Below are 17,232 nucleotides of genomic sequence, written 5' to 3'. Positions count from 1 at the left end.
ACTGGGCTCAGTTCGCTGACCAGTTCGTCGAGGGCACGAGTTCCGCTTCTTCCAGCTCAAGATCCTCCTCACTATCGTCGGGTGCGTGCACTGCAGGGGCAGTGCTCTGATCGGCGCTGATCTCGGCGCTCGCATCAGATAGCGGCTGCGGCGCAGCCGACGCGCTGTTCGCCTTCACATACGCGCTCGCCCCCCACCGCAGGTCGTGACCGATGGCCTCGGCCTCGATATCAGCGCTCATTCCCTTGCGACCGCCGCTCTCCCACTCACGCAGCTTGAGTTTGCCGGTGACGATCACTCCGTCCCCCTGGCGCAGCGACGCCTTCGCATGATCGGCGAGCTGGCGGAACGCCGACACGTTGTACCAGTTGGTGCCGGTCTCCACCCACGCCTGCACCTTCGAGTCGTACCGGCGCTGCGGACTCGCGACGCGGAAGTTCACAACAGGGACCCCGGTCGTGGTCGCGCTCCGGTTCGGATCAGCACCTACTCGTCCCAGGATCGTCACGGTGTCGTTCATAGCTGTCTCCTTTGTGTTCCCGGGGCGTACCCGGATCACAACAGCGTGCCGGTGTTACGGCCAGCACGCAGGCCGATACCCACGTTCGGTGGACAACTCGTGCAATACGCAGGTCAGTGCAGGAAAGGATTCCATCGAACGCGGGATGAATGTCGGTGGTCGCTCATATGTTCGAGTCGAAAGGAGATTCCGATGTCAACCACTCAACTCCAGCATTTGCCCGAGGTTCCGTACTCCTCCCCTGCTCTCTCCTCGACGCGCGAGCACCTGGTACGCGCATCCGATCATCTCTGGCGCGTCGAAGACGCCGCCGGCCGCATCCTCGGCCACCTGCGAATCATCGCCGACCCGCTGGGCCTCCGGTACCGCGCCGAACGCCTGCACCTGGCATCGGGTGCCTTCCGGCTGGTCGGTGACTTCTGGCGTCCCGACGATGCGGTGCAAGCCCTACGAAACGGGTAGCGCGGTCTGCGAGGACAGCGCGAGCGCCGATGATTGCAGCCGAGCGGGAAAACATCGCTAATCTAGATGTCGACCCCCAGTAGCTCAGCGGAAGAGCATCGATCTTCTAAGTCGCCGGTCGCACGTTCGAATCGTGCCTGGGGGACCACAGCGTTCAGTGTCCGTGCTCTCGATAGAATCGAGTCATGGTATCTGCGTCCGAAAATGACCGTCTTGTCTGGATCGACTGCGAAATGACAGGTCTCGACCTCGCGGTGGATGAACTCGTCGAGATCGCCGTCGTCATCACAGACTTCGAGCTTCGCCCCATTGATCCGGGGTTCCAGGTGGTCATTAAGCCCAATGACTCCGCTCTGGAGAATATGAACGACTTCGTCACGCAAATGCACACGTCGTCCGGGCTCATCGAGGAAATTCCGCAGGGCATCTCACTGGCAGATGCTGAGGCGCAGACGCTGGCATATATCAAGAGGTTTGTCCCGCTGGAGCGCAAGGCGCCGCTCGCAGGAAACACGATCGGCACCGATCGCATGTTCCTGGCGAAGTACATGCCGCAGATCGATCAGTGGCTGCACTACCGCAATGTCGACGTCTCCAGCATCAAAGAATTGTCCCGGCGCTGGTACCCACGAGTCTTCTTCCAGGCCCCCGCCAAAAACGGCGGACACCGCGCACTCGCCGACATCCTGGAGTCGATTCGAGAGCTTCGTTACTACCGCGAAGCCGTGTTCGTCGCCGAGCCAGGCCCGACCAGCGATGAGGCACGAGACATCGCCGCGCGCACCGTTTCGTCATTCAGCCCAGAGGTGTAATACACTCTTCTAGTTGCCTGTTTCGGCGGGCACATGGTGGCTATAGCTCAGTTGGTAGAGCACCGCGTTGTGGTCGCGGGGGTCGCGGGTTCAAGCCCCGTTAGCCACCCCACAGGAAGGCCCGAGTTGAACACTCGGGCCTTCTGCATTCTCCCGACCATGGCTCAGCGCAATAGGCTGGATGGTGATGGAGATGGATGCCCCAGCTTTCGAACGGCTCGTCATCGACGAGCTCGATCAGCTGCCCGATGAGATGGTTGACGGACTCGACAACGTCATCTTCGTCGTTGAGGACCGCCCGGAAGACGGCAGCCTCGACCTCCTGGGCGTCTACGATGGGCTCGCGCTCACCGAACGCGGCCAGTACGGCATGGGTGAACTCCCCGACCGCATCGTCGTATTCCGCGAACCGCATCTCGCTCAGTGCGACACCGAAGAAGAGCTGCGCGACGAAGTCCACACCACTCTCGTCCACGAGATCGCACACTTCTACGGCATCAATGACGCCCAACTGCACGAGCTGGGATGGGCATGACAATCCCCGCGGTGCTCCCCGAACTCGACGACCTCACCGATCTGCACGCCGTTCCCGCGCAGCCGTGGCAAGTCGTGGTCTGGAATGACCCGGTCAACCTCATGAACTATGTCGTGCGCGTATTCCGCTCGTACTTCGGATACTCCGTCGAACACGCGACTCAGCTCATGCTCGCCGTCCACCACGATGGACACGCGATCGTTGCCACCGGACCCCGCGAGACGATGGAGGTTCATGCCCAAGCCATGCACGACTACGGCTTGTGGGCCACGGTGAGATTGGCCCCGCAGTGAACGGACGCAGCATCCGCCTACCGCTGGCGACCATCGAGTGCTTGCACCTCAGCGGACTCATCGACGAGTTCACCAGTGTTCTGGCGATGTCCGCCGACACATCCGACCCTGGCATCGATCGACTCACTCCCGATGTCTACCCGGAGGATGCCGCAGCCTCGGCCGAGTTCCGATCAGCAACCCGCGATGACCTGATCGATCGTCGTGTCCAGGACGCCACGCGTGTGCAACACGCTCTCGCCCCTTTCGTCACCGCTGATGCCGAGACGCTCACCGAAGAACAAGCGCTCACACCCCGAGACATCACTATCCCGCCGGAAGACCTTGACGCGTGGCTGCGCACACTCACCGCGATCCGCCTGGTGATCGCGTCACGGTTGGACATCACCACCGACGATGAACAGCGTGATCCGGACGACCCGCGCTTCGGCGTCTACGACTGGCTCGCCTACCGTCTCGACACCCTGCTCACGCTGGCCGACGACGTGGACGAGACGGCATTCTAAGGAATCGTGACGGTCAGCGTCGCGAGCTCGTGCGGATCGTGACGGCGAATGTGACTGTCCTCCTGTGCGGCCCATCGGTCCCAGTGCGGTCGGAAGGTGTCACCATCGCGCTCGAGCGCGCGGCGTTTACGCGCAGGCTCCGGTGATTGCACCCATACACGCACATCAGCCAGTCGAGCCGTAGCCGGGTTGAGCGCGCCGCAACCCTCGAGTATGACACCGAGCGCGGGCGTCACTGCGCTCGCTTCCGCTTCCATCTCCAACTCCCAATCCCAGCGCCGCCAGGTGCTGAGCAACCCGCGCGCGTGCGGCCGAAGAATATCGTGCAGAGCACACTCCACCCCCGCATCCATCCCGTCCCAGCCTGGGTAGAGCGAGTCCAGCGCAATGAGTTGCGGTTGTCCTGCCAGCGGCCAGTTCGCCGCGACCAGACGCGCGAGCGTGGACTTCCCGGCGCCGGCCCGACCATCGATCAACACGACCGGATTGGATGCGGCCACATCGACGATCGCATCCAGGATGCTGGCAGCTCCACGCTGCAGTGCGAGCGCGACCGGGTCGCTACTTCTTGAGTGCACGGATCACGCGCGTGAGAGCACGACCTGCCACGCAGACGAACGGGATCGCTACCGCAAGCAGCGTGACCAGATTCGGCTCGAAACGCAGTCCTTCCTCGCGTCGGACATATACGCCAAGCGGAATGGACACACCGCCGCCGCTCCCACCCTCGCCGCTGCCGCCGCCCTCGCCGCCGGTTCCCGTTCCTCCAGCGAATCCCGACATGGTCAGAGCGACAGGGGTAATGCTCACCCCATCGACATCCTGCGGCTCACCGTAGGCGCTCTTCACGCCGAATGCGGCTACTTGTTCTCCGAGTTCTACTGCGATGTTAGGCATGAGGCAACGCTATCGCGGAACGTCCATCTGCGCAGATGAATCTGACCGTTGTCAGTCGAGTCCGTGCGCCTGGGGGTGCTGCGGTGCACCGCGTCCGGCACCTCGACCCAGGTGACGCGCCCGGCTGATCGTCGTGTTCCCGAAACGAGCACGCGCATCATCCAGTGCGCCCTCGACCTTGCGCCAATGCTCATCGTCGTCCCACAGCGCGAAGGCTGCTCCCCCAGCCGGGCGCAACTTCTCCGCGCGAACGCCCACGAGTCGGACTGGATCACGCCGGTCGATCGACTCATACAGCGTCTGCGCCGCTTCTCCGATCCGCTGACCGACAGATGTCGGCTCGGACAACGTTTGGGATCGGCTCAGCGTGGAGAAGTCATCGAAGCGAATCTTGATTGCAACAGTCCCACACTCCCAATCCGCCCGGCGAAGGCGAACAGCGACCCGATCCGCAAGCCGTAACAACTCGGCGCGCAGGAACTCACGGTCGGAGACGTCGACGTCGAAGGTCTCTTCATGTCCGATGCTCTTCTCGACGCGCTCCACCTCAACTGCGCGAGCATCCTCACCCCGGGACAGCTGGGCGATTCGAGCGCCCAACGCGGGCCCCACGGCCCGATCGAGCATGTCCTGCGGGGATTGGCGGATGTCACCGATAGTTCGGATGCCGCGTCCCTCCAGCGTCTCAGCCGCCTTCGGCCCGACACCCCACATCGCGCGCACCGACAGCGGTTCCAGAAAGTCAGCAGTATCCGCAGCCGCGACAATGAGGAGCCCATTGGGTTTCGATATCGTCGAGGCAATCTTGGCGACGTGTTTGGTGGCGGCGACGCCCACGCTGCAGGTGATCCCGACCTCTGCATGAATCCGCTTCCGCACGAGATGAGCGATCTCGCCCGGACTCCCCCAGAGCCGCCGCACCCCCTGAACATCCAGGAATGCCTCATCCACCGAGAGCGGTTCGACCAGCGGAGTGATCGACTCGAACACCGCCATCACCTGCCGGGAGATCTCCTGGTAGCGCTCGAAGTGCGGCATGACGATCCGAGCCGTCGGGCACAGCCGCATTGCCTGTCCCACCGGCATCGCCGCGCGCACACCGTACCGGCGAGCTTCATACGATGCGCTGGAGACGACCGAGCGTCCATCCGGCGCACCGATGATCAGCGGAAGTCCCGCCAGCGATGGATCATCGAGCACTTCGACGGCCGCATAGAACGCGTCCATGTCAACGTGGAGGATCCGGGTGCCGGTGTCATCCGCCCCGTCAGGAGAGACGAGTCTGCCTCGCCCGTCGCCTCGTCCCATGCATCCATTCTCGCCGATGCGTGCGACATTCTCAGACGACTACCCCGCAGCACGCTCCAGGATCAGCTCACGCACGCGGGCGGCGTCTGCCTGTCCCTTCATCGCCTTCATCACAGCACCGATCACGGCACCAGCAGCCTGGACCTTGCCGTCCTTGATCTTGGCAAGCACGTCGGGCTGGGCAGCGAAAGCGTCATCGATCGCAGCGATCAGCGCGCCATCGTCGGAGACGACAGCAAGACCGCGCGCATCGACGACCTCTTGCGGAGTTCCCTCACCGGCGACAACACCTTCGAGCACCTGACGCGCAAGCTTGTCGGTGAGGGTTCCCTCATCCACGAGCTTCTGCAGCGCGGCGACGTTCTCCGGGCTGATGAGATCTGCGGCGACCTCGTCCTGGGTGTTCGCCAGACGAGAGATCTCGCCGGTCCACCACTTGCGCGCAGCGGCAGGAGCCGCACCCGCAGCGATTGTCGCCTCGACCTCATCGATCAGACCGCTGTTGCGCACATCTTGGAACTCCAGATCCGTGAAGCTCCACTCTGCCTTCAACCGGCGGCGGCGCGTGACGGGCTGCTCGGGAAGCTCTGCCCGCAACTTTTCGATGAGTTCGATCGCAGGCTGCACGGGCAGCAGGTCGGGCTCCGGGAAGTACCGGTAGTCATCAGCATCCGACTTCGGACGGCCCGGCGAAGTCGTACCGGTGTCCTCGTGCCAGTGCCTGGTCTCCTGCGTGATGGTGCCGCCATCTGCGAGGATCTGCGCCTGACGCTGGATCTCGTGGCGAACAGCACGCTCCACCGAACGCATGGAGTTGACGTTCTTCGTCTCCGTGCGCGTCCCCAGCGGTGCTGGTTCTGCGCCCTCGGCGACACGCGGACGCAGCGAGACGTTCGCATCGCAGCGCAGGTTGCCGCGCTCGAGACGCGCTTCGGAAATGCCGAGGCTGCGCACGATGTCACGGATCGTGGCGACGTACGCCTTCGCGATCTCGGGAGCACGGTGCTCCGCGCCGTAGATGATGTTCGTGACGATCTCGACCAACGGGACACCGGCACGGTTGTAATCGACGAGCGAGTACTCAGCACCCTGGATGCGCCCGGTGGCACCGCCCATGTGGGTGAGCTTTCCGGCATCCTCTTCCATGTGCGCGCGCTCGATCGGAATCGTGACGAGTGTGCCGTCCTCCAACTCGACCACGACGGATCCCTCGTAGGCGATCGGCTCGTCGTACTGCGAGATCTGGTAGTTCTTACCCAGGTCGGGGTAGAAGTAGTTCTTTCGAGCGAAACGACTGGATGCTGCGATCGAGCAGTTCAGCGCAAGTCCGAGGCTGATCGACGATTCGATGGCGGTCGCGTTCACGACCGGCAGCGCACCGGGAAGACCCAGATCCACAGCAGCGATGAGCGTGTTCGGCTCCGCGGCGTGGTATTTCTCGTTCGCCGGGTTCGGGGCATCCGAGAACATCTTCGTATTGGTGTTCAACTCGACGTGCACCTCGAAACCGAGCACCGGCTCGAACATCTCGAGAGCCTTGTCGAAGTCCATAAGCTTTGCCGCGGCCATCAGCGGTTCCCTCCTGCGAGCTGGGGTGCCCGCGTGAGCAGTGGTGCTCCCCACGAGTCGACGAGCGCGGTCTCCAGAGCCGCGCCGACGCGATACAACCGGGCATCCTCGTAAGCGGGGGCCAGGAACTGGATGCCGACGGGCAGACCGTCGTCGTCAGCAAGCCCGGACGGGATCGAGATCCCGGGGACGCCAGCAAGGTTCGCCGGGATCGTCGTCAGATCGTTCAAGTACATCTGCAGCGGGTCGCCGATGCGCTCGCCGATCTTGAACGCCGTGGTCGGAGCGGTCGGGGTCGCAATCACGTCGACCTCGGCGAACGCTTTGTCGAAGTCCTGCTGGATGAGCGTGCGCACCTTCTGCGCGCTGCCGTAGTACGCGTCGTAGTATCCGGCCGAGAGCGCATACGTTCCGAGGATGATGCGGCGTTTGACCTCGTCGCCGAAGCCAGCTTCACGCGTCGCCGACATCACGTCTTCAACGGTCGCGGCACCTTCGGGGATGACGCGCATGCCGAAGCGCACCGAGTCGAACTTCGCCAAGTTGCTGGATGCCTCGGCCGGCAGAATCAGGTAGTAGGCGGCCACGCCGTACTCGAAGTGCGGGGTCGAGATTTCGATGATCTCCGCGCCGTTCGCCTCGAGGATGTCGAGAGAAGCGCGGAAGGATGCCGCAACACCAGGCTGGAAGCCCGAGTCCGGCAGCTCCTTGATGACGCCGACCTTCAGACCTTTCAGCACGTCTCCGCGGGCGCCCTCACGGGCAGCTTCTGCGAACGACGGCCACGCGTCGGTCAGCGAGGTGGAATCCTTGGGGTCGTGCCCGCCGATGATGTCGTGCAGCAGCCCGGAGTCGAGCACTGTTCGCGTGACAGGACCGACCTGATCGAGGCTCGATGCCAGCGCGATCGCACCGTAGCGGCTGACGCCGCCGTAGGTCGGCTTGAGGCCGACCGTCCCGGTCACGTGGGCGGGCTGACGGATCGATCCGCCGGTGTCCGAGCCGAGCGCGAGCGGCGCCTCGAACGCTGCCACTGCGGCGGCCGAGCCACCGCCGGAACCACCAGGGATCCGGTCGAGATCCCAGGGGTTGCGCGTGGGGCCGTACGCGGAGTGTTCGGTGGAGGAGCCCATGGCGAACTCGTCCATGTTGGTCTTGCCCAGCGGAACGAGACCAGCAGCGCGCGAACGGGCGACCACGGTCGCGTCGTACGGCGACATGTAGCCCTCGAGGATCTTCGAACCGCTCGTGGTGGGCTGATCGGTGGTGACCAGGACGTCCTTGATCGCGAGCGGAACGCCGGCCAGAGAGCCCAGCTCCTCCCCCGCGGCGCGCCGTGCGTCAACGGCGTCGGCAGCAGCCAGTGCGCCCTCGTTCACGTGCAGGAATGCGTGGACGTCGCCGTCAACGGCGGCGATCCGGTCGAGGTGCGCCTGAGTGGCCTCGCGGCTGGAGACTTCACCGCTGGTCAGCTTGGCGGCAAGCTCTGCGGCGGTGAGGCGGATGATGTCGCTCACTGTTCTTCTCCCAGGATCGCGGTTACGCGGAAGCGGCCGTCGGCGGCATCCGGGGCATTCTGCAGCACCTGCTCATGCGTGAGCGTCTCGCCGACCACGTCGGGACGGAAGACGTTCGCGAGCGGGATCGGGTGGCTGGTGGCCGGGACGTCCGGCGTCGCCACCTCCGACACCTTTGCGATGTTGTCGACGATGGCGTCGAGTTCACCGGTCAGGCGAGTCACCTCGTCGTCGTTCAGCTGGATGCGCGCAAGCACGCCGAGATGGCGCACAAGATCAGGGGTGATTTCAGACACCACTCCAGTCTAAGGCGCACACCGCGTGAGACCTGCCGCGTGTGCCCATAGGCTGATATTCATGCCGATCTTCGATCCCCCTCGTCCGTGGACCTCGTCTTATGCTCCCGGTGTCCCATCCGATCTCGGCGAGATCAACGGTTCCCTCCTCGACATCGTGGAGGCATCCGCTCGCGACTACCCGGATGCTGTCGCGTTGGAGTTCTTCGGCCAGGAGACGACCTACCGGCAGTTGCAGGAGTCGATCGAACGTGCCGCGGCTGGTCTGCACCAGTGCGGCGTGCGCGCGGGAGACCCGGTCGCAATCATTCTGCCCAACTGTCCGCAGCACATCATCGCGTTCTACGCGGTGCTGCGCCTGGGCGCGGTCGTCGTCGAACACAACCCGCTCTACACACCGCGGGAGCTGCGCAAGCAGTTCTCCGACCATGGGGCCACACATGCGATCATCTGGAGCAAAGTCGCCCCGACGGTGCAGGAGTTCCCCGCGGATCTCACCGTGAACACGCTGATCTCGGTCGACATCACCCATGCGATGCCAGCACTCATGAGAATCGCACTCCGTCTGCCGGTCCCCTCGTTGCGAGCTAAGCGCGCTCAGCTCACCTCTCCTGTGCATGGCGTACTCAAATGGGAGCAGATCCTTGCCCATGAGCCGATTGCGTCCTCGCATCCGCGTCCGGGCGTCGATGAGCTCGCAATCATCCAATACACCAGCGGCACCACCGGTGACCCGAAGGGCGCCTCGCTGACGCACCGCAATCTGCTCGCCAATGCCATGCAGGCCGGCGCGTGGATTCCCGAGGTGCAACGTGGCGCAGGAACAGTGTTCTACGCGGTCCTGCCCATGTTCCACGCCTATGGGCTGACGCTGTGTCTGACGTTTGCTATGTCGATGGCCGCGCGTCTGGTGTTGTTCCCCAAGTTCGATCCGGACATGGTGCTCGACGTCACACGCAAGCGGCCTGCCACGGTGCTGCCGCTGGTACCGCCGATCGCAGAGCGCCTCCTCATTCGAGCCCGTGAACGCGGGATTTCGCTGGCGGGGACCGGTATCGGCGTATCCGGAGCCATGGCACTGGACGCGAAACTCGTCGAGCCGTGGGAGGCTGCGACCGGCGGCTACCTCGTCGAGGGCTACGGTCTTTCCGAATGCTCACCGGTGTTGATGGTGAACCCCGTGGCGCCGAACCGGGTGGCCGGAAGCATCGGACTGCCGATTCCTGGCACCGAGGTGCGTGTCGCAGATCAAGACGACCTCAATCGCGACGTCGCCGTGGGTGCGCCGGGCGAGCTGCTCGTGCGGGGTCCCCAGGTGTTCTCCGGCTACTACGGGCGCCCGGAAGCGACAGCCGCGGTCTTCCACGACGGCTGGTTCCGCACCGGAGATGTGGTCACGATGGATGAGAAGGGCTTCCTCCGTGTCGTTGACCGCATCAAAGAGCTCATCATCACCGGTGGATTCAACGTCTCACCGACCGAAGTGGAGATCGCCCTGCGACAGCACCCGGCCATCGCCGATGCGGCCGTCGTCGGACTCCCCAGCGGTCACAGCGGAGAAGAGGTTGTCGCTGCCGTGGTCATGGATGCCGGAGTGGAACTCGATGAGCAGGACGTCCGTGATTTCGTGCGAGGCATCCTGACCCCCTACAAGGTGCCCAGGCGATTGTTCGTCACGGACGAACTTCCGACGTCGATGATCGGTAAGGTCCTGCGACGGCAGGTGCGTGAACAGTTGATCGAATCGACCAAGGATCAGTAGCGCGTCGGCCGCGTCATCAGGCACCTTCTCAGGTGAAGGCGCTATTCTCGGGAAGTGACTGCTGACGAAGATCTGACACCCGACGCCCCCGCCGCTCCCGGATTCGAGGAGCTCGGTATTACCGGGCCGGTGTTAAAAGCCATCCGCGACCTCGGCTATGAGACTCCCTCGCCGATCCAGGCCGCGACTATCCCGACTCTCCTGAACGGCCGCGATGTGGTCGGCATGGCCCAGACCGGAACCGGCAAGACCGCGGCATTCGCTCTCCCTGTGCTTGAGCGCCTCGATGCCTCGCAGAAGACCCCGCAGGCACTCGTGCTCGCACCGACCCGCGAGCTCGCGCTGCAGGTGTGTGAAGCGTTCGAGTCATACTCCGCGAAGATGAAGGGCGTTCACGTCCTTCCCGTGTACGGCGGTCAGGGTTACGGCGTTCAGCTGTCGGCGCTGCGCCGTGGCGTGCACGTCGTCGTCGGCACGCCCGGTCGCATCATGGACCACCTCGCTAAGGGCACCCTCGACCTGTCTGAGCTGAAGTACCTCGTGCTTGATGAGGCCGATGAGATGCTGAAGATGGGCTTCGCAGAAGACGTCGAGCAGATTCTTTCGCAGACTCCCGTCGAGAAGCAGGTCGCGCTCTTCTCAGCGACGATGCCGCCGCAGATCCGTCGTCTTGCGCAGAAGTACCTGCGCGATGCCGAAGAGATCACGGTCAAGTCCAAGACCGCGACTGCCACGAACATCACGCAGCGCTACCTCATCGTCTCTTACCAGCAGAAGGTCGATGCGCTCACCCGAATCCTCGAGGTCGAGAACTTCGACGGCATGATCGTCTTCGTCCGCACGAAGAACGAAACCGAGACTCTGGCTGAGAAGCTCCGTGCTCGCGGGTACTCCGCAGCCGCGATCAACGGTGACGTTGCTCAGGTTCAGCGCGAGCGCAGCGTGAACCAGCTGAAGGATGGCAAGCTCGACATCCTCGTCGCTACCGATGTTGCCGCGCGTGGACTTGATGTCGAGCGCATCAGCCACGTCGTGAACTACGACATCCCGACCGACACCGAATCCTACGTGCACCGTATCGGCCGTACCGGTCGTGCGGGTCGCTCCGGTGATGCGATCAGCTTCATCACGCCGCGCGAGCGCTACCTGCTCAAGAGCATCGAGAAGGCCACCCGTCAGGCGCCGACGCAGATGACTCTGCCGAGCACCGAAGACGTCAACACGACGCGCCTCGCACGCTTCGACGATGGCATCACCGCTGCTCTCGCCGAGACCGCGCGCATCGCCGCTTTCCGCGACATCGTGGCACACTATGTGCGCAACCACGATGTGCCTGAGGCCGATGTTGCCGCAGCACTTGCTGTTGTTGCTCAGGGCGCGACCCCGCTGCTGCTGGACCCCGCGAACGACCCGCTGACGGCAGCCGTCGAACGCGACAACCGTCCGCGTGTCGACCGTGACCGCAACGATCGTCCGGCTCGTGAACCACGTGAGCGTCGCAGCCGCGGAGACTACTCCGCGTACCGCATCGAGGTCGGCCGTCGTCACCGCGTCGAGCCGCGTCAGATCGTCGGTGCGCTGGCGAACGAGGGTGGCCTCGGACGCGATGACTTCGGCGCCATCAACATCAAGCCGGACTTCTCCATCGTCGAGCTGCCCTCGAACATGAACCCGTCCGTGCTCGACAAGCTCAAGGACACCCGGATCTCCGGTCGTCTCATCGAGATCAAGCCCGACCGCGGCCCCCGTGGTGGCAGCTCCCGCGATGGTGGCTCCCGCGATGGTGGCTCCCGCGATGGCGGCTACGCCTCACGTCGTGAGGGTGGCTACGGCGACCGCCGCGGGTCTGACCGCAACGAGGGCGGATCCGACCGCGCGCCGTTCCGGAAGCCGCGTCACAAGGACTGATTCCGCTCGAGAAACACTTTGCTGCATGAGACAGGGCCTAACAAGGCCTGTCTCATGCAGCAAAGTGTTTTTGGCGCCAGGGGTTCAAGGCGCCCCTGGCTAATCCGCTCAGCCGCCCAATGCGGCCGGGCCCTCCGTGACGAGAACATGGAACTGCGCAGCATCCAGAATGCGGATGCCGAGATCCTCTGCCTTCGCGAGCTTGGAGCCCGCTCCGGGCCCGGCCGCCACGAAATCAGTCTTCTTCGAGACGCTGGATGCCGCCTTGCCGCCGGCCCGGATGATTGCTTCCTGGGCGCCATCGCGGGTGTATCCGTCGAGAGATCCGGTCGCCACGATCGTGAGCCCGTCGAGCACTCCCCCTTCGGCGACCGCCGCACCAGGACCGGGATGCCCCGGCGTTACCCACTGCACACCGGCCTCAGCCCACTTCTCCACGATCTCGACGTGCCAGTCGACCTCGAACCAGTCCAGCAGTGAGTCGGCGATGATTCCGCCGACGCCCTCGACAGCGGCGAGTTCTTCACGGGATGCCGCGCGAATCGCCTCGAGCGACCCGAACCACTGTGCCAGGGCTCGGGCAGCGACCGGTCCCACGTGGCGAATGTTCAGCGAGACCAGCAGTCGCCAGAGCTCCTTGGTCTTCGCTGCATCAAGTCCTGCAATGAGCTCGGTTCCCGTCTTGGAAACCGTCCAAACCTCTTCCTTCACCACGCTTGCCTTGCTGCGTTGCGCGCGGGTCATACCAACCGCGTGCTCGGGCCAGACTTCTTTGACATTCCAGAAGAGACGTTTGACCATCGCCTTACCGTCGGCCCGGAACCGTGGGGCACCCGATTCTGAGTCGATAATAGCGACTTCGATCCGTGGCAGTTCGTCCTCGTTCAAGGAAAACAGGGGCGCCTCGGTCGCCAGAACTCCGCCAGGCCCGGTGAGTGCGATTGCTGCTTCTTCTCCGAGCGCTGGAATATCGAGCGCGCCGCGCGAGCCGATGTGCTCCACCCGTCCGCGCACCTGCGCAGGACACGACCGCGCGTTCGGGCAACGCAGATCGATATCGCCCTCTTTCATCGCGCGAAGCGGCGTGCCGCACTCGGGGCAGCCTTCCGGCATGACGAACTCGCGTTCCGTTCCATCGCGCTTCTCGACGACCGGCCCCAGCACCTCGGGGATGACATCGCCCGCCTTTCGCAGCACAACGGTGTCGCCGATGAGAACGCCCTTGGCCTTGACGACATCCTTGTTGTGCAGCGTTGCTTGCCGCACCACCGACCCCGCCACATGTGCGGGCGCCATGACGGCGAACGGGGTGGCCCGACCGGTGCGTCCGACCGAGACGACGATGTCGAGCAGGGTCGTCTGGACTTCTTCCGGCGGGTACTTGTACGCGATCGCCCAGCGCGGCGCGCGCGAAGTCGTTCCCAGCTCATCATGCAGCGCCAGCTCATCGACTTTGACGACGATTCCGTCGAGTTCGTGCTCGATATCGTGCCGGTGCTCACCGAAGTACGCTACGAAGGCGGCGACCTCATCGATCCCGTGATGCACCTGGGTGTGCGGGCTCATCGGCAGTCCCCAGGTGGCGAGCAAGTCATAGACCTCACTCTGCGATGCGACCGGAGGGTCGGGCCACGCCCCGATGCCGTGCACGTACAGCGACAACGAATCTACTCGCAGCAGACCCGCCTCGAGCTCGAGCCCGTCCTTCTTGTCGATCTGCTGCCGTAGTCCACCGCTGGCGGCATTGCGCGGATTGGCGAACGACGGGAAGCGGCGTGCGGCGGCTGCTCGCGCCTTCTCTTCATCGAAGGGGCGCTTCGCGCCACTGCGGGCCTCCCAGCGCGCCGCATTGTCGGCGTACGCACGCTCACGAAACGATGCCTGAGCGGCGTTCAGCCGCTCGAAGGCCGCCACCGGGATAAAGACTTCACCGCGGACCTCGACGATCGGCGGATGCCCCTCGCCGCTCAGCCGCTCGGGGATATCAGCCAGCCGCAGCGCATTCTCCGTGACGATCTCGCCGACCCTGCCATCGCCACGCGTCGCAGCGGAGGTCAGCACACCGTTCTCATAGCGCAGGTTGATCGCGAGGCCATCGATCTTCAACTCGGTGAGCCAGGCGACTTCGCGGCCGGAAGCCGCCGTGGTCTTCGCAGCCCAGTCACGCAGCTCCTCAAGCGAGAACACGTTGTCCAGGCTCAGCATCCGCTCCGCGTGCTCGATCGTCGCGAGGCCGGTCGATTCAGCGGCACCGACCATCTGCGTCGGCGAGTCCTGCCCCTGCAGCTCGGGATGAAGCCGTTCTAGCTCTTCGAGCCGGTGCATCCACCCGTCGTAGGTGGCATCGTCCACTACTGAGGTGTCGCGGCCGTAGTAGGCGTCTTTGGCATCGAGGATGCGGGTGGTCAGTTCCTCGGCCTCGACACGGGCGGCTTCCAACGAGATGTTCTCAGGCACCTGGCAATTCTACGAGCGACCGCCGACATCGCGGGGAGCCCCGACTCTTACGCGTCGACCGGAACCGCCGAAACCGTGTGATCAATCGTGAATTGTCCCAGCACGCGCGTGCCGACATAGAGCACAGCGGTCTGGCCTGGCGCGACGCCATCCAGCGGTATCTCCGGAATCACCTGCACCCCGTCATCCGAAACCGTCGCATGTGCGGGAACCGGCTCGGAATGCGCGCGAATCTGCACGTGGCAGTCGAATTCCGACGATACCGGTGCGGCCCCGGCCCACGAGAACCGAGCTCCCGAGATCTCACCGATAGCGAGCGCTTCCTTCGGACCGACGACCACCGTGTTCGAGACCGGGCGAACCTCCAGCACGAACCGGGGCTTGCCATCAGCTGCCGGCACGCCGAGCTTCAACCCGCGACGCTGCCCGACGGTGAAGGCGTGGGCACCGTCATGCGAGCCCACCACCGCTCCGGTGCGGTCGAGGATCTCGCCCTGCTCAGCGCCAACCTTCTCCGCGAGCCAGCCACGGGTGTCTCCGTCAGGAATGAAGCAGATGTCGTGACTGTCGGGCTTCTGCGCGACGCTCAGTCCGCGCTCGGCGGCTTCTGCCCGCACCAGAGCCTTTGACGGCGTCTCACCGAGCGGGAAATACGTGTGCGCGAGCTGCTCAGCAGTGAGGACCCCCAGCACATAGGACTGGTCCTTGGCGTTGTCCGATGCGCGGTGCAGCTCCAAACCGCCTTCGCCGTCGACCAGCGTGGCGTAGTGCCCGGTGCACACAGCATCGAAGCCCAACTCCAACGCCCGCTCGAGAAGGGCGGCGAACTTGATCTTCTCGTTGCAGCGCATGCACGGGTTCGGTGTACGGCCGGCCTGATACTCGCTGATGAAGTCGTCGATCACGTCGTCGCGGAAACGCTCGGAGAAGTCCCAGACATAGAACGGGATGCCGAGCATGTCAGACGCGCGACGCGCATCCATCGCATCCTCGATCGTGCAGCAACCGCGGCTGCCGGTGCGCAGGGTGCCACCGGCGCGCGACAGCGCCAGATGCACGCCGGTCACATCGTGTCCTGCTTCCACGGCCCTCGCGGCCGCAACAGCAGAATCGACACCGCCGCTCATTGCTGCCAGAATACGCATTCGTCCAGTCTAAATGCGTTCAGCTGTGCGTGCTCCGGATGCTCGCAGATACGCGTCCGCGATCGTGGCCAGCACCGCATCCACATCAGCATCCGTCGAGGTTCGCCCCAGCGTGAAGCGGAGCACGCTGCGGGCTTCCTTCTCACTCCGCCCCATCGCCATGACGACGTGCGATGGCTCAGCGACGCCTGCCTGGCAGGCAGATCCCGTGGATGCCGCGACACCGGCGACGTCGAGCAGGAAGAGCAAGCTCTCACCCACGGCATCCGGGAACAGCACATGCGCATTGTTCGGCAGACGGTCGACGGGATCCCCGAGCAGTTCGGCTTCGGGAACGGCACTGCGGATGCCCTCAACCAGGCGATCTCGCAGCACGCCAAGCCGTGCTGCCTCAGTTTCACGCTCAGCCTCGGCGCATTCCAGGGCGACAGCGAAGGCGGCGGCACCGGCGACATCCTGGGTGCCCGCCCGCAGCCCGCGCTGCTGGGCGCCGCCGTGCAGCAGCGGTGCCATCCGTGCCGTGCGTCCCACGACGAGCGCGCCGATGCCTACGGGCGCTCCGATCTTGTGCCCGGCGACACTCATCGCCACCAGGCCGGCTCCTGCCGGGGCATCCGAACGCAGATCACGGAACGACACCGGCACGTGTCCCACCGCCGCAACCGCATCAAGATGCAGCGGCACGCGAGCGAGTGCGGCGACAGCGCTCAGCGATCCGGCGTCATTGAGCGTGCCTACCTCGTTGTTGGCGATCAGAGCCGTCGCCAGCGCGGCGCCGGGGAGGGCTGCCTCGAAAGCTGACACACCGATGCGACCCTGTTCGTCCAGTGCGACGGCACGTGCTCCTGCGCCATCGGCAACGAGCGCGGCAACCGTGTCCATCGTGGCGTGATGCTCTCCATCAGGAAACACGATCGTCTCTGCCCCTGCTTCACGCGACACCCACAGTCCCCGCAGCGCCGTGTTGATGGATTCGGTTCCCCCCGAGGTCAGCACCACCTCGATCGGATCGCATCCGAGTACCGCCGCGATCCGCTCACGCGATTCTTCCAGGAGACGACGAGCGTCTTGCCCGGCACCGTGCGTCGATGATGCGTTGCCGACCACCTCGGTCGCCGCCAGCCACGCATCACGTGCTTCTGGCCGCAGTGGAGTGGTCGCCGCGTGGTCGAGATAGAACCGCATCCCTTAACTCTCCCGCATTTCTCGCGGCTTTGGGCGTCGATACTGATGATCCCGCCTAAT

17 protein-coding genes and 2 tRNA genes are annotated in these 17,232 nt (G+C 64.4%); 9 read left to right on the top strand and 10 right to left on the bottom strand.

Going from position 1 to position 17,232, the window contains the following annotated elements:
• Positions 1–7: 7 nt before the first annotated feature.
• Entirely contained in the window at positions 8–520 is a 513-nt protein-coding gene (locus ACSS7Z_RS09375) for a single-stranded DNA-binding protein (protein WP_438254355.1), read from the bottom strand.
• A gap of 192 nt (positions 521–712) precedes the next feature.
• Between ACSS7Z_RS09375 and ACSS7Z_RS09370 the strand changes: the two genes are divergently transcribed.
• The 7 genes from ACSS7Z_RS09370 to ACSS7Z_RS09340 all read left to right on the top strand — a co-directional run bounded on the left by ACSS7Z_RS09370 (position 713) and on the right by ACSS7Z_RS09340 (position 3,128).
• Positions 713–982 (top strand): hypothetical protein, encoded by a 270-nt coding sequence (locus ACSS7Z_RS09370; RefSeq protein WP_438254354.1) that lies wholly within the window; start codon positions 713–715, stop codon positions 980–982.
• 73 nt (positions 983–1,055) lie between these two features.
• A tRNA-Arg gene (locus ACSS7Z_RS09365) sits at positions 1,056–1,130 on the top strand.
• Positions 1,131–1,167: 37 nt separating this feature from the next.
• A complete protein-coding gene (gene orn / locus ACSS7Z_RS09360; protein WP_438254353.1) occupies positions 1,168–1,794 on the top strand; it encodes an oligoribonuclease in 627 nt (208 codons plus the stop codon).
• A gap of 36 nt (positions 1,795–1,830) precedes the next feature.
• A tRNA-His gene (locus ACSS7Z_RS09355) sits at positions 1,831–1,906 on the top strand.
• A gap of 75 nt (positions 1,907–1,981) precedes the next feature.
• Positions 1,982–2,329, top strand: coding sequence for a metallopeptidase family protein (locus ACSS7Z_RS09350; protein WP_438254351.1), 348 nt, complete (start codon positions 1,982–1,984; stop codon positions 2,327–2,329).
• Positions 2,326–2,622, top strand: a complete 297-nt coding sequence (gene clpS, locus ACSS7Z_RS09345) for an ATP-dependent Clp protease adapter ClpS (protein ID WP_438254350.1) — start codon at positions 2,326–2,328, stop codon at positions 2,620–2,622. Before ACSS7Z_RS09350 ends, clpS begins: the two co-directional genes overlap by 4 nt.
• Positions 2,619–3,128 carry a DUF2017 family protein gene (locus tag ACSS7Z_RS09340; protein ID WP_438254348.1) on the top strand — a complete coding sequence of 170 codons (510 nt, stop codon included), beginning with the start codon at positions 2,619–2,621 and terminating at the stop codon, positions 3,126–3,128. The genes clpS and ACSS7Z_RS09340 overlap by 4 nt, the downstream gene beginning before the upstream one ends.
• On the opposite strand, the gene ACSS7Z_RS09335 is transcribed toward ACSS7Z_RS09340, so the two are convergent.
• The 6 genes from ACSS7Z_RS09335 to gatC are packed head-to-tail and all read right to left on the bottom strand — an operon-like array spanning position 3,125 to position 8,715.
• Complete coding sequence (locus ACSS7Z_RS09335; RefSeq protein ID WP_438254346.1) at positions 3,125–3,706, bottom strand: nucleoside/nucleotide kinase family protein; 582 nt, start codon at positions 3,704–3,706, stop codon at positions 3,125–3,127. The genes ACSS7Z_RS09340 and ACSS7Z_RS09335 overlap by 4 nt on opposite strands.
• Positions 3,690–4,025, bottom strand: a complete 336-nt coding sequence (locus ACSS7Z_RS09330; RefSeq protein WP_438254345.1) for a hypothetical protein — start codon at positions 4,023–4,025, stop codon at positions 3,690–3,692. Before ACSS7Z_RS09330 ends, ACSS7Z_RS09335 begins: the two co-directional genes overlap by 17 nt.
• Positions 4,026–4,076: 51 nt before the next feature.
• Positions 4,077–5,333 (bottom strand): DNA polymerase IV, encoded by a 1,257-nt coding sequence (dinB, locus tag ACSS7Z_RS09325; RefSeq protein WP_438254344.1) that lies wholly within the window; start codon positions 5,331–5,333, stop codon positions 4,077–4,079.
• Between the two features lie 39 nt (positions 5,334–5,372).
• Positions 5,373–6,902 (bottom strand): Asp-tRNA(Asn)/Glu-tRNA(Gln) amidotransferase subunit GatB, encoded by a 1,530-nt coding sequence (gene gatB / locus ACSS7Z_RS09320; RefSeq protein WP_438254343.1) that lies wholly within the window; start codon positions 6,900–6,902, stop codon positions 5,373–5,375.
• A complete protein-coding gene (gene gatA, locus ACSS7Z_RS09315) occupies positions 6,902–8,419 on the bottom strand; it encodes an Asp-tRNA(Asn)/Glu-tRNA(Gln) amidotransferase subunit GatA (RefSeq protein ID WP_438254342.1) in 1,518 nt (505 codons plus the stop codon). Before gatA ends, gatB begins: the two co-directional genes overlap by 1 nt.
• Entirely contained in the window at positions 8,416–8,715 is a 300-nt protein-coding gene (gene gatC, locus ACSS7Z_RS09310; RefSeq protein WP_438254341.1) for an Asp-tRNA(Asn)/Glu-tRNA(Gln) amidotransferase subunit GatC, read from the bottom strand. Before gatC ends, gatA begins: the two co-directional genes overlap by 4 nt.
• Before the next feature lie 61 nt (positions 8,716–8,776).
• Here gatC and ACSS7Z_RS09305 point away from each other — a divergent pair, with 61 nt between their 5' ends.
• Both ACSS7Z_RS09305 and ACSS7Z_RS09300 read left to right on the top strand, forming a co-directional pair.
• On the top strand, positions 8,777–10,477 hold the full coding sequence (locus ACSS7Z_RS09305) for a long-chain-fatty-acid--CoA ligase (RefSeq protein WP_438254339.1): 1,701 nt from the start codon (positions 8,777–8,779) through the stop codon (positions 10,475–10,477).
• Between the two features lie 54 nt (positions 10,478–10,531).
• Positions 10,532–12,385, top strand: coding sequence for a DEAD/DEAH box helicase (locus tag ACSS7Z_RS09300; protein WP_438254338.1), 1,854 nt, complete (start codon positions 10,532–10,534; stop codon positions 12,383–12,385).
• A 108-nt stretch (positions 12,386–12,493) separates the two neighbouring features.
• Here the strand turns inward: ACSS7Z_RS09300 and ligA are convergent, their stop codons facing one another.
• Genes ligA through ACSS7Z_RS09285 form a run of 3 tightly spaced genes read right to left on the bottom strand, consistent with a single transcriptional unit; the run spans position 12,494 to position 17,172 of the window.
• Positions 12,494–14,842: an NAD-dependent DNA ligase LigA gene (gene ligA, locus ACSS7Z_RS09295; RefSeq protein WP_438254336.1), complete on the bottom strand. Its 2,349-nt coding sequence runs from the start codon at positions 14,840–14,842 to the stop codon at positions 12,494–12,496.
• 47 nt (positions 14,843–14,889) lie between these two features.
• Complete coding sequence (gene mnmA, locus ACSS7Z_RS09290; protein WP_438254334.1) at positions 14,890–15,987, bottom strand: tRNA 2-thiouridine(34) synthase MnmA; 1,098 nt, start codon at positions 15,985–15,987, stop codon at positions 14,890–14,892.
• Between the two features lie 9 nt (positions 15,988–15,996).
• Entirely contained in the window at positions 15,997–17,172 is a 1,176-nt protein-coding gene (locus ACSS7Z_RS09285) for a cysteine desulfurase family protein (protein WP_438254333.1), read from the bottom strand.
• Positions 17,173–17,232 lie beyond the last annotated feature (60 nt).

The sequence above is a fragment of the Microbacterium wangyouchuni genome (assembly GCF_051546305.1).
Classification (GTDB): domain Bacteria; phylum Actinomycetota; class Actinomycetes; order Actinomycetales; family Microbacteriaceae; genus Microbacterium.
Note: the sequence above shows the minus strand (reverse complement) of the source record. Positions and strands in the feature narration are given on the sequence as shown.

Excerpts from the sequence above, each read along its gene's own strand:
- ACSS7Z_RS09375 (WP_438254355.1), bottom strand. The coding sequence starts at position 520 with ATGAACGACACCGTGACGATCCTGGGACGAGTAGGTGCTGATCCGAAC.
- ACSS7Z_RS09370 (WP_438254354.1), top strand. The coding sequence starts at position 713 with ATGTCAACCACTCAACTCCAGCATTTGCCCGAGGTTCCGTACTCCTCC.
- orn (WP_438254353.1), top strand. The coding sequence starts at position 1,168 with ATGGTATCTGCGTCCGAAAATGACCGTCTTGTCTGGATCGACTGCGAA.
- ACSS7Z_RS09350 (WP_438254351.1), top strand. The coding sequence starts at position 1,982 with ATGGAGATGGATGCCCCAGCTTTCGAACGGCTCGTCATCGACGAGCTC.
- clpS (WP_438254350.1), top strand. The coding sequence starts at position 2,326 with ATGACAATCCCCGCGGTGCTCCCCGAACTCGACGACCTCACCGATCTG.
- ACSS7Z_RS09330 (WP_438254345.1), bottom strand. The coding sequence starts at position 4,025 with ATGCCTAACATCGCAGTAGAACTCGGAGAACAAGTAGCCGCATTCGGC.
- dinB (WP_438254344.1), bottom strand. The coding sequence starts at position 5,333 with ATGGGACGAGGCGACGGGCGAGGCAGACTCGTCTCTCCTGACGGGGCG.
- gatB (WP_438254343.1), bottom strand. The coding sequence starts at position 6,902 with ATGGCCGCGGCAAAGCTTATGGACTTCGACAAGGCTCTCGAGATGTTC.
- ACSS7Z_RS09305 (WP_438254339.1), top strand. The coding sequence starts at position 8,777 with ATGCCGATCTTCGATCCCCCTCGTCCGTGGACCTCGTCTTATGCTCCC.
- mnmA (WP_438254334.1), bottom strand. The coding sequence starts at position 15,987 with ATGCGTATTCTGGCAGCAATGAGCGGCGGTGTCGATTCTGCTGTTGCG.
- ACSS7Z_RS09285 (WP_438254333.1), bottom strand. The coding sequence starts at position 17,172 with ATGCGGTTCTATCTCGACCACGCGGCGACCACTCCACTGCGGCCAGAA.